Source organism: Leptospira neocaledonica (assembly GCF_002812205.1).
Taxonomy (GTDB): domain Bacteria; phylum Spirochaetota; class Leptospiria; order Leptospirales; family Leptospiraceae; genus Leptospira_B; species Leptospira_B neocaledonica.
Map to the genome: position 1 here is coordinate 382355 of NZ_NPEA01000001.1, position 16569 is coordinate 398923.

Consider the following 16569-nt stretch of genomic DNA (forward strand, 5'->3'; position numbering starts at 1 on the left):
TCGTTCTCCTTTTCCCTTAATAGGCGTTCTTATCCATCACACCTTTTAAAGGTGTAAGCAGGATGATTTTAATATCTAACCAAAGAGACCAGTTTTCTATATAGTAGATATCCGCATCAATTCTATCATCGATAGAAGTGTCTCCTCTCAGACCCTGCACTTGCGCAAGACCGGTGATCCCAGCCTTGACCGCATGCCTTCTCATATAATGTCTATGATCCGTTTTGAATTTTTCGACAAAATGAGGTCTTTCGGGTCTTGGACCCACTACGGACATATCTCCTAAAAGCACATTAAAAAACTGAGGTATTTCGTCAAGGGAGGTCTTACGTAGTATCTTGCCAATCCCAGTCACCCTCGGATCATTCTGGACTGTCCACGTAGTCTCAGATTGGGACCTTGTTTGGACTACCATACTTCTAAACTTGATCATTTTGAAACTTTTATTGTCCAAGCCCACTCTTTCCTGGTAATAAAATACCGGCCCCCTGGAGCTTAATTTGATCAGAAATGCGATGATCAGAAACACAGGCGAAAAAAGAGTAATGAAGAAAAGAGAAAATAGAATATCAAAACTTCTTTTGATAACTCGGTTATAGCCAAGGCGAACAGGAATATTTCGGATAGAAATAACCGGAAGACCGTCCATCTCATCCACTCTTCCTTTTGCCTTGATGAATTCTTGGAAACCAGGTATTACTTTTAGATCGATACCTTCCGTATCACATGCATCCAAAACAGTTTCCAGGCAATCGCCTTCTGCGTTATTCAGGGCATAAACTACTAGGTCGGGTTTTATCTCAGACAAAACCTTCTCTATCTTGTTAGTCTTTCCGACAACTTGCATCTCTTTACGGATTGCCTTGGAGTTTCCAGAACTCACATAACCTATGATTTGGTATCCGTAGATCTGATGTCTTTGGACTGAATCCGCAAAACGAGCGGCAGTCTCTCTTGTCCCTATCACAAGAACTCTACGTAAATTGTATCCTTTACTTCTGAGATATCTTAAAAATTGGCGGGCGAGAAGGTGAAGAGCACCAATCGAAAAAATATTTGTTCCTGCAAAAACTAAAATGAAAGAACGAGAGAATCTTTCGCTTCCGAAATCACCTCGGAAGAAGAATAACATAGACAATACGAAAAGTAAATTTAAGAACACTCCCCCGAAAATCGCAAGGAACTCGTCCAGGAAGGACAATCCCCTTCTGGGATGATATAAATCTATGAATAAGAAGACGATTACTTGAGAAACGGAGAGAACGGAACCTAATATAAAATAACTTTCAAGATCAATATAAGATCTATCTATTCCTGTAGGATCTCCTACGTAAAAACGAAGAAGGAACGCGAAGACACAACTTCCCAAAGAGAAGATTAGGTCTAAAAAGACGAATAATAATTTAAAAGTTTGGCTTCTTTCTTTCAGCATATTATTCCGACTCGACTCCTTCCGTATAACCTGTCCGCAGAGGACGTTTTCTAAATCTGAACAGACGGATCCTGGAAAGTTGGGAAGAATCTTCCTGGCCTAGACTGAAATCCGTTAGAGATATGGAGAAGAAAATGGACTGGTCGTAAAAAGTCACTTGGCTTGCTCCAGTTATTCCCCCAGGTACGGATCTAAGATCACTACTTAGACCCAATCTGAAATTCATCGTATGCAGATTATATTTTAAGACGGCCATTGCACGGTTAACATTCAGAGCGGTAGTTTGTCTTGCCTGAGTACCGTTTATCCCCGAACCGTTGATGATATCCTGGCCGAAATTCGTTGAGTTCATATTCATAGAAGTGAACGGAGAAGTAGGGTCCGTATTCAAAATATATCTTTGGTAATAATAATTATCCGTTTGATTAGTGTATCTCCAAGGTTCAGTCACCCTTGAATCGATTTCCGCCTCAAATCCGAATTCTCTAGTGATATCGATACTTGCTTTAGCGTAGATTCTATAATTGTCCATCATAGAAGCGTAATAAATATGATACCAGGTTCCCCCAACTTCTAACTCACGAATATATCTTAAGAAAGGAAGTCTAAATCCTCCCATTTTATACGATAGAGTGAAGTTATTGGACAAAGGACGATGTAAGGGAGTATGATATACAAAATCATTATTGAAAAAAAGTCCCGTATAAAAACTTCTTTTTCTCTCCAAAAGCGTTCTCTTTCTTTTACTGAATCCATCCAAGAAATCTATATAACCTGCAAAACGGAATACTGTATAATACCATCTTTCCTGGCTCGTAGGCTGAGGTTGGTATTCGTCCGAAAAGGTTCTAAGATCTCGGATAGTTTTAAGAGAAACTTCGAAATTTTCCAAGGCATAACTTTCCAAAGAAAGTTCCATCTCATGCTGGCGATTTTTCATGAGAATAGGATCTTGCAAATCGGGCTTCTCCGCTTCTAACTTACGGTATGTTGCATTAAAAAATAATATAGGAGCACCAATTCTTAAGTTAGTATTCGTTCTAAAATATTGATAACTGTCCCTGGCCAAACTTCTTTCCAAGGAAGTAAAGTTAGTAGAAACAGTATCCGCATTTCCCGCAGGTAATTGAGCGGATTGTTTTTTAGCCCCGTAATAAACGCTCGGAGCCAAGGACACGTAACTTCCAAAATTCATAGAAGTTCTAAATCCTGTCTCTCCCTGTAAGAAGTTCTGAGTCCTAAGAAGATTTTCTTTATAGTCCCCGTTCGGATTATCGTAACTTCCATCGGAAGTAGGAATTTTCAGTTTTTCTTGGGTAGGAACGCCGTAGAATCTCATCAATGTATTCGTTAAATATACGTCCCAATATACCGGAGTTTCGAAATAAGGAAGTTTAGCGATTTCAGAACTGTTTTTGATCGTAACAGAAGGAAGAATATCCACTGTAGGGAAATAACCCGATTTGGATAAAGGAGAAAGGTTATAGAAGAGCATATTTCTCTTCATGTTGATATTAACCGAAAGATCTCCCCTATTCTCGGTATAATCCAATTTCCATTCCAGGTTATTCCGAACGTAACCGTAGCGAACATCTCTGAATGTATATAAGGACTGCAAACTATTGCTTGGTTGATATCTATTCCCGTATTCGTATTCGAATAAACGGTTCGTAAAATTCTCATATTGAACGGAAAGGTTTCGGGTAACGTCCTTCTCCGTATTATTCATTTTAGAATTTAAGAATATTCTGCCTTTCCACCAAGGATCCCTATCCTCTCCGATATTCGGAATATTGGTCCCCCAAAAATTTCCCTTATCTACTTGGTTAGTGACTGCACTTGTTCCGAGACCGTAATTTGCAAATCTATCCTCAAAACCGGAAGTAATCTGGTAGGCTTTATGATTCGCGTAACCTATATCTATCAAATAGTTTAGATTATTACTTTGCCTCCACATCTCCATCTGGAAGGCTTGTCCCGTTTTTTCATAGAAGTCCGCTCGGAACTTATAACCCATTGGAGTCCAGGACCAAGAAGGGATCGTGGACCATTGTAAGGAGTTTTGGATGAATAAACCTTGGGTATTATTCTTACCTGCTTGGGTGGTCCAACCGTTTCCTAAATTATTATTATAAAAGAATGGAAGCCAGAATACTGTCGTACCTCCTACCTGGAATCGAACGTTAGTTCCTACAACCGTTCTATCTTGATAGAGTACAACTTTATCAACCTTAAAAGAATAATGAGGCTTCTCGGCATTACATGAGGTGAAATATCCCATCTCCAACATGTAACGTTTATCATCTAATTTTTTGACTTTCTCTCCGAAGAAGTATGCTGGTGCGACCGTTCCTTTGGTATTATAGACCACACCCTTATCCAATTTATAGTCATAGATGAATTTATCTCCGGTGATTTTCGCTCTTCCATCTTCGAATTTAATCCCGCCTTCCGCATAAACTTCTTGGCGGTCCGAATCTACCGAAATTGTCTCTGCTTCCAAACTTCCGGATCTAAGTTTGATACGAACTCTACCTCTTAAAACCAAAACTCCGCCCTTGGTTTGATCCACTCTCATGAGCTCCCCTTCGGCGGCATTCTCTATGACCATGGGAAGATCTTTCTTAGTTGTTCCGGCTAACGCGGCAAAGTCGGGCTTATTATCTTCCTTCTCTCCTAAAGCGGCCTTTAATCTTTTACGTCTAGTATAGATAGAACCTTCTCTGGAAAGACCCAGGTTCTCCAACTGTTCATCCACTTCTCTTTCGCTTAGAACTTCGATGGACTTGTTTAAGAGGCGGTTTCTGGTCTTAACAACAGACCTTTGGGTATCGTCTTCCGAGTTCGCATCACCTGCAGAACCCCGAGGGCCTAGGTCGGCCGGTTGCCCCCATAATAGACTAGGCAAAAAAAGCAAAAATAGACAATTTCGGATCCAGGGGCGCATTCCGATCTAAGCCAGACTATCGTGTCGGGTCAGCCCTGCATCACTAATTTGTAGAAGGTAAGCACTGAGATCCCAAGAAGTATCCGATACCAGCCGAACCCGGTAAAGGAATGGGACTGCAAGTATTTCAGGAACCATTTGATTACGAAAAAACAAAGTAGGAAGGAAAGAACAAAACCCAAACCTAAAATCGGCAGATTCTCCCAATTTAACACTGCCCGATGTTTGAATAGTTTATAAGCTCCGGCCAGGAATAACACGGGAACCGCAACGAAGAAGGAAAATTCGGCGGAACTTCTAGTATCCTTTCCCAAAAATCTGGCGGTTACGATCGTTGCTCCGGATCTGGAAACACCAGGGACCAAAGCTAAACATTGGAAAATACCGATCAGAATCGCATCCTTTGTTCCGATAGGTTCACTTGTTTTAATCTTTTCATTTCTTTGGAACCAGAACTCAGATGCCAAGATAAGAATTCCTCCGATAAGCCAAGCTCCTCCTAAGATCGCCAAAATATCTTCTCTTGCCTTGATCTTATCTAAAAATCCCCTGAACAAAAATCCAGCGGCCATAATCGGCAAAAATCCAATCGTAACTCTGATTAAGAAAAGGAATCCTTCTTTGTTTTCTTCTTTGCGGAGAAGGTAACGTACTGCCGATCTTCCCTGATCTAAAAACTTTTCCTTATATAATACCAGAACAGACAGAATCGCACCGCTTTGGATGAATATATCGAATAGGTCGTCGAAATCCGCTCCCTCCGAAAATGGATAGAAGGAGGAGAATAAGAAAAGGTGTCCTGTGGAGGACACCGGTAAGAATTCCGTAATCGCTTCAATTACGCTACGGAAGATTGCGTTTAGATATGAATTCAAATCGTTGAAAAATTTCTTTTTTTACTTAGTAGCTTCTGGCGCTGTTGTAGGAGTAGTAGCCTCCGGTGCCTTGGTTTCCTCGGCCTTAGGCGCCTCTTCCTTATTTGCTCCAGGAATGGTGAATTCTTTCTCCAGATATTTTTCCAGATCGAATTTATCGTTATGTTTAATAGCGACAGATTCTTTAATTCTGTCTAGAACCGATTTATAAACTTCTTCCGATTTTCTTCCTTTAATCTGAGCTCTTGCTGCATCATAACATTGTTCCAGAGTTAAAGACTCCGCTTGTTTATATTTAGCACGGAGTTCTTGGCAACCTTGGTTCAACTCTTGCTCGGTAATTTTAATTCTGGATTCGATCTGCTCAGCGATGTACATTCCATAGATCATCTGCATCTCTTGGAATTTTAAAATTTCTTTAATATCGGATCTTTTGCTGAAACCACTTTTGTCAGCGGCAGCTTTTACAACCATCATCTCATGATAACGATCGAAAAACTTTCTCTTTTTAAATTCAGGTCTTAGTTGTAAGAAAGCTTGAGGGACTTTGCTTTCCTCTTCTGTGAAAAGGAATCTAATAACATTCTTTTTTTCAATGTTTTGTGTACGGCTTAAAGAATCCAAAGCGACATCCAAAGCGCTTTCAAAACTTGCAGTAGTGATCTTATTGCCATCGATGGATTCGATGACCGGAGTACCGTCTCCACAATAAGCGAATAAGAAAAAAGATAAGAGTAAAGTGAGGGAGATATATAGCCTTTTCATCTGTGTTGGAATTCCTACGCAAAAAATAGGAGAACCGGGCCTGGCGTCCATTACTTTTTGTCGGGCAACATTTCCGTTAAGAAGTACACAAGTTTCACAAGTTTGTCCTTTTGGTTGGCTTTTCCGGGAACGTACAAAAGAACATTCGGTTCTCTAGGATTCATGGTAAGACCCATCCGAGCCGAAATCAAGTTTACAATTTTGTCATAACTGCCTAAGAAATGTGCTCCCAATTTCAGACGAATTTCCTCCCCTAACTCGGAGACTGATTCAAAACCTAAGACGGAAGCAAGGGTCCTAATTTTTTCCAACATCAAGAAAGTTTTTGCTTCTTCTGGAGGTTCGCCGAAACGATCCGTCATTTCCTGGGCAACTTCTTCTATTTCGTCTAGATCTCTTGCGCCTTCGAATCGTTTATAAAATTCTATCTTCTGCCTTGTGTCAGGTATGTATGATTCAGGAATGAAGAAGTTAGAATCCAAATTGATCGCGGTTCGCACTTCAATTTTAACTTCTTCTCCTTTAATTCTTGCGATCGCTTCTTCCAACATCTGCACATACAGATCGAAGCCGACTTCCATAATATCTCCGGATTGTTCCTTTCCTAAAAGATTACCTGCACCTCGGATTTCCAAGTCACGCATTGCTACCTTGAATCCGGAACCAAGTTCTTGGTATTCGTAAATAGTATTCAGTCGTTTTTCCGCATCTTCCGTTACTACCCTGTCTTTAGGAAGAAGAAGGTAGGCAAACGCCTTTCGGTCACTTCTTCCCACTCTACCTCGAATCTGGTAAAGCTGAGAAAGGCCGAATAGATCGGCTCTTTTTACGATTAGAGTATTTACATTTGGGATATCTATCCCGGATTCGATAATGGTAGTTGTGACCAAAATATCAAATTTGCGGGCGTAAAAATCCACGAGGGTTTCTTCGATCTCATCCTCTGTCATTTGTCCATGAAGAACTCCGATGGAAGCCTCGGGAACGATTTCGTTTAATCTTTTAGTCTCTTGTTCAATGGATTCTACTCTATTATAAAGATAGAATACTTGCCCTTCTCTCGAAAGTTCGGTGCGGATCGCATCTCTTAGAACCTCTTCGTCTTCTTCGATCACATATGTTTCCACACTTTGTCTGTTTTTAGGCGGAGTAGCTATGATAGAAAGTTCCCTGATCCCGGTTAATGCCATATGAAGCGTGCGCGGGATCGGGGTCGCGGTCAAAGTCAGAACATCCACAAGATTTTTAATCTTCTTAATGGATTCCTTATGGTTCACTCCGAATCTTTGTTCTTCGTCTATAATGAGTAACCCCAGATTTTTGGGTTGGACGGAATTTGCAAGAACCGCATGAGTTCCGATGAGCATGTCCACTTTTCCGGCGGCAAAACGTTTCAGAACGTCACGGGTTTCGGCCGCGGTCCTAAGGCGAGAAACTAATTCCACTGTGATCGGATAGTTCTCGAACCTCTTTTTCATATTATTATAATGTTGTAAGGCAAGGATCGTTGTAGGAGCAAGCATCAGGATCTGTTTACCTGCCATTGCCACCTTGAACGCTGCTCTGATGGCAACTTCCGTTTTTCCGTAACCCACATCCCCGCAAATGAGACGATCCATCGGTCTTGTGGATTCTAGGTCCTTTTTAACTGCTTCGATCGCTTCGATTTGATCCGGAGTTTCTTCGTATTCGAATTCAGCTTCAAACTCTTCCTGGTAGATCGTGTCCGGAGGAAAAGCATATCCCTGTAATTTAATCCGATTGGAATACATATGGACCAAATCTTCTGCGAGGCCCTCGACTGCCTTTTGGACCCTGTCCTTTGTTTTTTTCCAGGTACTTTTACCAAGGCTATCTAATCTAGGCCTTTCCGTTCCGCCTACAAATCTTTGGACAAGAGAAATCTGATCCAAAGGGACGAATAACGTGTCTCCGCCATAATATTCCAGTTTAAGAAAATCTCTTTCTTTTCCACCAGCGTTCACTCTTTCTATTTTGAGGAATTTTCCGACTCCATGGTTTACGTGAACCACAAAGTCCCCTTCTTTCAGGTCTAGGAAACTTTGGATGGCCTTACTACTTTGTTTTTTGAATCTTGTCTTACGTTTGTATTCCCTGCCGAATACATCATTCTCGGATAAGAATAGAAGTTTCTCTTCTTCCCATAAAAAACCGTTTCGTATTTCGGAAACCGCCAAATATACTTCTTCTTTGGATTTGTTAGGAAGAAGTATTGGTTCCGGCTCAGAAGTTTCCGAATTTAATAAACGAATTCCTTCCGATTCAAAAAGTCCCAAAAGTCTTTGGGTTTGGGCTTCGAAAGAAGAAGTAAGGATGATTTTCCATCCGCCTTCCGTTTTTAGCTCCCCTATTTTTTCTCGAACCTCTCTGATCTTCCCCTTAAAAGAAGGTGCCTGATGTAGAGGGCATATCAGATCTTCAGGCTTACTCGGCGGAAGTTGTGTAAATTTAATACCGCTTAGGTTTTCTAAAATTTCGGATTCTTCTTTATCCCTCAAAAGGAAAGAAGGAGGAGCGCATAAAATCTCCTTACTTCTTTTTTCGTAAAGTGCGTCATATTCCCTCAAAAGATGAGAGTATCTTTCTTTCGCTCCGTTCGGATCCGGAAATACAAGTCCAGGTTTTGATTTAAAAAAAGATAATATTCCTTTATTTTCCCGGACCATCGGGATAAGTTCTTCGTAATATGTTCCGCCTGCATCGTCCGGAATCTCAGGCAAATGTAAAGACTTATCCGCATTTATAATCAGGTTGCGATATTGTTCTTTCTGAGAATCCGTGAGAATGAACTCGTCCGCAGGAAGTAAAAATGCTTCTTTCAGATTTTCCAAAGATCTTTGTGTTTCCGGATCGAATGTGCGGATGGATTCCACTTCGTCCCCGAAAAAATCGATCCGAATAGGATCAGCGGAGAAGGAAGAAAATACATCCAAGATACCACCCTTCAAACTGAACTCACCGAATGCCTGACACATATCCACTCTGTGATAACCTAAACGAATAAGTTCTCTCATTAAAGTTTCAGGTTGGATCTCTTGGCCTAATTTTACGGATAAGGATCTTTCTTTCAGTGCGGAAGCTTCAGGAAGTGTTTTCAAAAAACCGGAAACGGAAGTGAATACTAAAATTTTTTCTCCGGATAAAATGCGAGCCAGGGCCTGGATCCTTTCTCTTTTCATCTCAGCCGGATAACGCATATACTCGTAAGGTAAAACTTCCTGGCCTGGAAGGTAACAAACTAGATTAGGATCCAAATAACTTAAACTTTCTCTATATAAAAACTCTGATTCGGTATTTGTAGGAGAGATTACAATTTTAGAATTTTTCTGTGCCTGAAAAAGAACGGAAGATAAAAGAGAATGAACGGAAACAGGAACGGAGGAAATTTTAGAATTCTCTTTTGTAGAAGATAAAAGATCTTCTAAAGATTTTTTCCAATCGCCCGGAGTGGAAGCCAATTTAGCCATACTAAATTAAGACACCTTAACGGTTAGATTATCGATCAGTCTTACTTGCCCTAAGAAGGCAGCGACGGCGAGAAGGATTTCTCCTTTTAGAATAGGAAGTTCTTCCAATGTGTTTGCATCCAAAATTTCCAGATAATCCGTTTGTATTTTGGAAGAAGAATCCAGAACATCTCTCATCACAGTCAAAACTTCAGAAGGATCTTTTTCTCCTTGTCGGATCAGACTTTCTCCCAAACGTAATGCCCGGATGAGCAGCAGTGCTTCTTCTTTTTCCTGTCCTATTAAACGAGCATTTCTGGAACTTAATGCAAGGCCTTCTGCAGAGCGAACCGTATCCACTCCTATGATCTCCATAGGAAATCCCAAAACTTTTACGAATTCTTTTACAACCAGATATTGTTGGTAATCCTTCTTACCAAAATAAGAACGATCCGCAGGAATTGTATGAAACAAACGAGAAAGAACTAAAAGAACACCTTCAAAATGTCCAGGCCTGGTAGTAGCATCCAGATTTTTCATCAAATGTGGGATCCGTAATTCTACTTCAGGAATTCCACCCGGATACATCGTATCCTTATCCGGTAAATACACCAGATCCACTTTTGACGATTTACAAATTTCTAAATCACCTTCCGTATTGATCGGATATTTTAGATAATCTTCTGGATCATTGAATTGTGCAGGATTTACAAAAATAGAAACTACTGTTTTGGAATTTTCGCCGGCCGAGCGAACGAATAAATTCGCATGCCCTTCATGCAAAAAACCCATGGTAGGAGCAAAACCTACCGAAAGTTTTTCGGACTTCCAGGAAAGAATTTGGTCTCTGACCTCGTTTGGATCCTTGGATACGATCATGATTTTCCGTTCCAGGAAAGTCTTACTTTCACTGAATTTCCATGTTCCTCATCCAAACCTTCGAATTCGGAGAGAACTTTTACATATGGATATAATTTTTCCAAAGAGTCCCTAGTCACTTCTTGATAGGTCACTCTTTTTAAGAATGTAAGAACTCCTAAGGAAGAAAAGATCCTACTTCCCCCCGCTGTTGGAAGAATATGATTTGTGCCGCTAATATAATCCCCCATTGCCACAGGAGAATAAGGTCCTAAAAATACGGAACCGGCATGTTTAATTTTTTTGAATAATTCCTGATAGTTTTTAGTTTGGATCTCTAAATGTTCAGGAGCATATAAATTAGAAAAATTTACACATTCTTCTAAATTAGGAAAAACTAATATCCAACTTTCGTTTTCTATCGAGGCTCTTTTGATAGATTCTCTTTTAGGTCTTTCCTTTAATGCCTTGTCTATTTCTTCCGAAACTTTTTTAGCGAACTCCATAGAGTTTGTGCAAAGTATCGCTGCTGAATCTTCTCCATGTTCCGCTTGAGAAAGTAAATCCGCCGCTACCCAATTCGGATTTGCAGAATCGTCTGCGATCACAAGAACTTCGCTTGGACCCGCTGGACTATCAATTCCGATCACACCTTGTCCACTTAAGAGAACTTTTGCAGCCGTCACAAACTTGTTCCCAGGCCCGATCACAAATTCGGAACGAGAAATAGTTTCAGTCCCATAGGAGGCAGCGGCAATTCCTTGGGCACCCCCTACCGTTACGATCGCATCCGCACCTGCAATCTTAGCCGCCGCATACAATCCGTCGGGAATACCATCTTTCTGGGGAGGAGTCACAATCTGTATATGTTTTACTCCTGCAATTTTTGCCGGGATCACTCCCATCAAAATTGTAGAAGGGTACAATGCCTTTCCGCCTGGAGCATATACAGTAACCGATTCTATTGGAGTATAACGAATTCCTAATGTATTTCCGGAGACATTCACGTCTAAGTCGGCTGGGATCTGGGCTTTGTGGAAAGTTTCAATATTCTCTTTGGCCTTTTCCAATGCGGAAACTAGTTCTGGGTCCGCTTTTCCGTTCCAGCCAGAGACAGGATAAACCAATTTTTCAGGTTTTATTCGATCGAATTTTTCGGTGAGCTCATAAACGGCTTTGTCTCCGCCTTCTCTCACCTGGTCCAAAATGGGACGTACCAGGGCCAAAGTGTCATTTAAGTCTTGCTTTGCTCTTTGGAGAATGGGTTCAAAGGAGAAATCCAACCCTACTTCCCTGATACGAATGCTCATACGGACATTTTTTTTCTTTGCCCGGACTTAGCATCCCGAAAATCCTGGGAACTCTTCTAAGCCTATGAAAGTTTTCTGTCTGAACTGCAATGGAATCCGATCCGCTTGGGGCAAGGGCCTTGGCGATATCCTCTCTTCTGAAAAACCCGATTTTGTATGTTTCCAAGAAACCAAAGCGCAGCCGGACCAACTCAGTTCGGAAATTTGGGAAAAATTGGGATACAAGGCATTCTTCCATTCAGCGGTAAAAAAAGGTTACTCTGGAGTTTCCATTTGGACCAAACAGGAACCTAAAAAAGTAACCTATGGACTCGATCTAGATGAATTTGATAAAGAAGGAAGAAGTGTCCTTGTAGAATTTGATTCATACGCGATCTGGACAGTTTACTTTCCTTCCGGAACCACGGGTGACGTGAGACAAGCTGCCAAAATGAGATTTTTAGATGAATTCTTAAAAATCTCCGCAAAACTAAAAAAGAAACATTCTAACCTAATACTCTGCGGGGATGTGAATATCGCCCATACAGAAATGGACATACATGATCCGAAAGGAAATGCAAAGAATAGTGGATTCCTTCCGGAAGAAAGAGCCTGGGTAACCAAATTCCTTTCTACAGGTTGGGTGGATAGTTTTAGGGAATTATATCCGAATAAACAGGAATATACCTGGTGGACTTTTAGAGCGGGAGCGAGAGGGAATAATAAGGGCTGGAGAATTGATTACTTTTTCGTAACCCCGGAGCTTAAATCCAAACTTAAAAAACTCACAGTCAAAAAAGATCCCATCCTTTCCGATCATGCAGCGATGATCTTAGAAGTGGATCTTCCTAAAAAATAAGAATTACTTTTTTTTAGGAAGTGTGAGATCTATTTTGGGAAGATTCTTTTTTAGGAATTCTGAAAGTTCCGATTCGAATACCAAAACAGTATCTGTAATCCTTTCCGGAGATTTGGATTTCACCACTTTTTTATCCAAAAGTTTTCCTGAAAATAATAAGGGTTCCTTCCAAAAAGGAACACGAATCTCTATAACAGCATTACTACCTTCCGGATCGGGATGAAAACGATCTAGGGTAAAGCTGAGCGCAGTACCTTCAATCCCCTCCCAAGTTGCTTGGAAATCCCCGGAAGAAGAATGCACCTGCACCGGAACCTTTACGGTCTCAAAAAACCTGTTTTTGAATTCCTGTACTATTTTATCCAATATAGCCATTTCTATCTCTATGTATCGTTAATTAAGTTATATGACTTAGTGCGATGCAAACAAATTTCCAATTTTGGGAAAAAAATGAAGAAGATTCGTTACAATACGGGAAAAAAAGGATGAAATAAGACCCTGGTAGGACCTAAGCCTAAATGTTTAATCTTTAAAGACTGTACTTCTATTTCTTCCGTCTTCTTTGGATTTATAAAGAGCCTTGTCGGCCTCTTCCAAAAACTTTTTGCTCTCTTTATCTTTTCCGGACATACGACTACTGATCCCAATACTCACAGAAACAAACTCAGAAGTCTGGGAACCTTCATGAGCGATCTTCAGTTCTTGTACACGAGTCCGAATATTTTCCGCAACTACTAGTGCTTTGTCCGAATCGGTTTCGGGTAAGATCACTGCAAATTCTTCTCCGCCGTAACGAGCAGGAAAATCCCCAGCTCTTCTGGCGGTATTTTTTAGGACTCCTGCGACCTGACGAATACATTCGTCTCCCGCTTGGTGACCATATGTATCGTTAAATTTTTTGAAAAAATCTATATCCAATAAAAGTAATGAGATCGGTTTTTCGGAACGACAGGCTCTTTTCCATTCTACCTCTAAGATCTCATCAAAAAATCTTCTGTTCCAAATCCCGGAAAGACCATCCGTTCTGGAAACTCTGAGCAATGTTTGGTAGGCTTCCGAAAGTTTATCGGTGATCTCTTCTAGGTCTCTTTCTCTTTGTTTTCTTTGGAGCATCTCATGACGAAGCCTCAAAGTAGAACGGACCCTTGCTCTTAATTCATGAGCATCAAAAGGTTTTGTAACGTAATCGATCGCACCTAATTCGAATGCGGACTCCAAGGTTTGGGTATCGTGAATTGCTGTGATGATAATAACAGGAAGGTCGGAAAATTCTTCCTTAGAGCTTAAGGTGCGTAGGATATCCAGACCGTTCATTCCTCCGGGAAGAAGAATATCCAAAAGTAAAAGTGAAATATCTTTTTTGTTTTCCGCGTTTCCTTGGAGACCTAACCATTCCAAAGCTGTCTCAGGTGATTGAGTAGATATTACGTCTCCGTATCCTGCTTTTTTTAGGATCCTTTCTACAAGCTGACAGTTTTCTGGAGCATCGTCCAGAATGAGAATTTTGTCCGATTCGCCAATCGTCGCGGATGATTCGCTTTTTTCTTTCGTTGGTCCGAACATTTTAACTAGTTGAATTCATCCGACGAGTCTTTTCAGTAAGAGCTACTTTGTGGGAAGAATTTTCCAAACCTATTCCAAAAGTTCCGAAAAGAAAGCGGTTTTTTTTAAAGTTTTCAACCTATTTTAGGCGACGAAAAGCGGATTCTTAGATAATTTAGAGCACCGAGGGAGGTTCCTTTGGAACAGAAAATATCTAGAAAACAAATCCTAGGCCTAGGTGCGACTACCATGGCTTTACTTGCAAGTTCCTCCGTTTTAGGACATGATCACGGAGATAAAAAAGCTCCTAAAAAGAAAAAGGCCGAAAAAACTTCCGTACCAGGCTCCGCAATAGAAGCCTCCTCTGCCTGTATTTTGAAGGGTAGAATTTGTATCAATATGTGCGTGGACATGTTGGCAGAAGGTCATAAGGAAATGGCGGATTGTCTTAGATCAGTCGAGGAGACTGTGGCATTATGCGACGCATTCGTTGTATTATCTTCACTTGGTTCGGCTTCCTCTAAAAAGTTAGCCTCGATTTGTTTGGAGTCCTGCGAAAGATGTGCAGCTCAATGTGATAAACATGCAGACCATCACGAAGAGTGTAAGGCCTGTTCGGAAGCTTGCAAAGCATGTATTTCCGAATTTAAAAAATTACTGGCTGCTTAATACTCGAACTCTATCTGGAATCGGGTTCCTGGAGCTGAGGTATTGATGTCCAATTTTGCCTTCAACTGTTTGGATAAAATCCGGATCAGTTGCAAACCTAAGGTTTCTTTGGCTTCTATCTGAGGATAATCCGGGATCCCCTTTCCATCGTCCCCAACTTCCAAATAAAATATCCCATTTCCTGATTTTGCCTTTATATAAAACTGCCCCTTCTTCTTTTCAGAATAAGCGTATTTGATAGAATTTGTGGCGATCTCATTGATCATCATTCCGATGGGAAGGGCCTTCTCCACTGCCAAACTTAAATTTCCCACATCGATCATTCTTCCGATTTCAGGTCCGACCCCATACACATTCCAAAGATTATCCAATAACTTTTCGACATAAGAACCTAGACCGATCTCAGCCAGGCTTTTGGAATTATAAAGTTCGTTATGGACCAAGGACATAGAGTAGATCCTACTCTCCGTATCCCTAAGTTCCCTGGTCACTTCTTTATTCTTTGCATAATTTGCCTGCAAGTTTAGAAGACTTGCCATGATCTGCAGATTATTTTTAACCCTATGATGGATCTCCTGTAGAAGTGCTTCCTTATCTCTCAAAGATTGTATCAGATTATCTTCGGATTGTTTCCACTTGGTCATATCTACCAAGATTGCAAGAACCACTTCCTTTCCTTCTAATTGGAATTTATAAGAAGTAATCTCCATTAAGAGAGGAGTTCCTTCCTTGGATCTATGCACATGTGTTTCCGGAATATTTTTTCCGTTATGTAAGGCCATATACTGCCTACGGTCTCCCGAAAAAGCGCCAATAAACAGATCTGAAAATTTCATATGAAGAAGTTCTTCCCGATCGAAACCGTAAATCCTTTCAGTTTCTTGGTTTAGATCCAAAATCCCTTCACAATCATAATTGTATAAAACGATCGGATGAGGATTATGTTCAAAGATCAGCCTATATCTTTTTTCATTTTCTTTGATAAGGAATGCCTGCTCTTCCAACTTGGACAACATATCCTGTCTTTCAATCGCATATAAAATGGATCTAAAAAGAAGATGAGAATCGAATTTTCCTTTGATCAGATAATCCTGACCGCCCGACTGTAATGCTTCCATTGCAACCGATTCATCCTGGGTCCCGGAACAGATTACTATAGGTATTTTAGGAAATCCCTTTTTGATCATTTCGAAACCGTCCAACCCGAAACTATCAGGTAGGGTTAGGTCCAGAAGAATACAATCGATCTCTTCTCCTTGGTCTTTCAGTATTTCCAAAGCGTCCGCTACCGTAGGAGAATGTTTCAACCGTACCCCGGAAGGATCAGCTTCTTTCAAAAATATTTCGAACAAACGAGAATCGTCCTCGTTGTCCTCCACTACTAAAATTTGTTTTACCCGGACGGATACTACTCTTGCATTCATTTCGGAGGCAACCTCGAAGTTTTGAACCAATAGATACGTAACGTATCCATCGCTTCCAAAAAATTATCGTACTCCACCGGTTTCTGTATATATGAGTTCGCGTGTAGATTAAAAGTGGCGATAATATCCCTTTCCGATCCGGAAGTAGTCAAAACCACAACAGGAATTCTTTTGTATTCAGGGTCCGATTTAAGTTCTTCTAAAACTTCTAATCCGTTCTTTTTAGGAAGATTCAGATCTAATAGGATCAGATCAGGGCGTCTTGCACCTACGAATTCTCCCTCTCCTTTTACGAAGTCGATTGCCTCTTCCCCGTCTTTCGCGATGAATAATCTTTTTTCGGACTTAAGATCGTTCAATGCTTCTATAGTGAGTCGGACATCCGCAGGATTATCCTCCACAAGAAGAATATCAAAATATTGTTTGGAAGAAGTGCTCATAA

The 16569-nt window shown here is 40.7% G+C and carries 13 protein-coding genes; 2 read left to right on the forward strand and 11 right to left on the reverse strand.

What is annotated here, in order from left to right; translation table 11 throughout:
- Positions 1 to 16 precede the first annotated feature (16 nt).
- The 7 genes from CH365_RS01830 to hisD are packed head-to-tail and all read right to left on the reverse strand — an operon-like array spanning position 17 to position 11654.
- A complete protein-coding gene (locus CH365_RS01830) occupies positions 17 to 1432 on the reverse strand; it encodes an undecaprenyl-phosphate glucose phosphotransferase (protein WP_100766888.1) in 1416 nt (471 codons plus the stop codon).
- A 1-nt stretch (position 1433) separates the two neighbouring features.
- Complete coding sequence (locus CH365_RS01835) at positions 1434 to 4379, reverse strand: LPS-assembly protein LptD (protein ID WP_100766889.1); 2946 nt, start codon at positions 4377 to 4379, stop codon at positions 1434 to 1436.
- A 29-nt stretch (positions 4380 to 4408) separates the two neighbouring features.
- Positions 4409 to 5254 carry an undecaprenyl-diphosphate phosphatase gene (locus tag CH365_RS01840; RefSeq protein WP_100766890.1) on the reverse strand — a complete coding sequence of 282 codons (846 nt, stop codon included), beginning with the start codon at positions 5252 to 5254 and terminating at the stop codon, positions 4409 to 4411.
- 21 nt (positions 5255 to 5275) lie between these two features.
- Positions 5276 to 6019, reverse strand: a complete 744-nt coding sequence (locus CH365_RS01845; protein ID WP_100767021.1) for a lipoprotein LipL31 — start codon at positions 6017 to 6019, stop codon at positions 5276 to 5278.
- A 50-nt stretch (positions 6020 to 6069) separates the two neighbouring features.
- Positions 6070 to 9507 carry a transcription-repair coupling factor gene (mfd, locus tag CH365_RS01850; protein WP_100766891.1) on the reverse strand — a complete coding sequence of 1146 codons (3438 nt, stop codon included), beginning with the start codon at positions 9505 to 9507 and terminating at the stop codon, positions 6070 to 6072.
- A gap of 6 nt (positions 9508 to 9513) precedes the next feature.
- The gene (gene panC, locus CH365_RS01855; protein ID WP_100766892.1) at positions 9514 to 10365 is read right to left on the reverse strand and encodes a pantoate--beta-alanine ligase; all 852 of its coding nucleotides are present in this window, start codon (positions 10363 to 10365) and stop codon (positions 9514 to 9516) included.
- Positions 10362 to 11654 carry a histidinol dehydrogenase gene (gene hisD / locus CH365_RS01860; protein ID WP_100766893.1) on the reverse strand — a complete coding sequence of 431 codons (1293 nt, stop codon included), beginning with the start codon at positions 11652 to 11654 and terminating at the stop codon, positions 10362 to 10364. The genes panC and hisD overlap by 4 nt, the downstream gene beginning before the upstream one ends.
- A 64-nt stretch (positions 11655 to 11718) precedes the next feature.
- Here hisD and xth point away from each other — a divergent pair, with 64 nt between their 5' ends.
- On the forward strand, positions 11719 to 12492 hold the full coding sequence (gene xth / locus CH365_RS01865; protein ID WP_100766894.1) for an exodeoxyribonuclease III: 774 nt from the start codon (positions 11719 to 11721) through the stop codon (positions 12490 to 12492).
- 3 nt (positions 12493 to 12495) lie between these two features.
- Here xth and CH365_RS01870 read toward each other — a convergent pair whose 3' ends face one another.
- A complete protein-coding gene (locus CH365_RS01870) occupies positions 12496 to 12867 on the reverse strand; it encodes a hypothetical protein (protein WP_208861142.1) in 372 nt (123 codons plus the stop codon).
- A 147-nt stretch (positions 12868 to 13014) separates the two neighbouring features.
- Positions 13015 to 14055, reverse strand: coding sequence for a GGDEF domain-containing response regulator (locus CH365_RS01875; protein WP_100766896.1), 1041 nt, complete (start codon positions 14053 to 14055; stop codon positions 13015 to 13017).
- Between the two features lie 177 nt (positions 14056 to 14232).
- Between CH365_RS01875 and CH365_RS01880 the strand changes: the two genes are divergently transcribed.
- Entirely contained in the window at positions 14233 to 14703 is a 471-nt protein-coding gene (locus CH365_RS01880) for a four-helix bundle copper-binding protein (protein ID WP_100766897.1), read from the forward strand.
- Here the strand turns inward: CH365_RS01880 and CH365_RS01885 are convergent.
- Both CH365_RS01885 and CH365_RS01890 read right to left on the reverse strand, forming a co-directional pair.
- Positions 14700 to 16127: a histidine kinase dimerization/phosphoacceptor domain -containing protein gene (locus tag CH365_RS01885; protein WP_100766898.1), complete on the reverse strand. Its 1428-nt coding sequence runs from the start codon at positions 16125 to 16127 to the stop codon at positions 14700 to 14702. The genes CH365_RS01880 and CH365_RS01885 overlap by 4 nt on opposite strands.
- Complete coding sequence (locus CH365_RS01890; protein ID WP_100766899.1) at positions 16124 to 16567, reverse strand: response regulator; 444 nt, start codon at positions 16565 to 16567, stop codon at positions 16124 to 16126. Before CH365_RS01890 ends, CH365_RS01885 begins: the two co-directional genes overlap by 4 nt.
- Positions 16568 to 16569 lie beyond the last annotated feature (2 nt).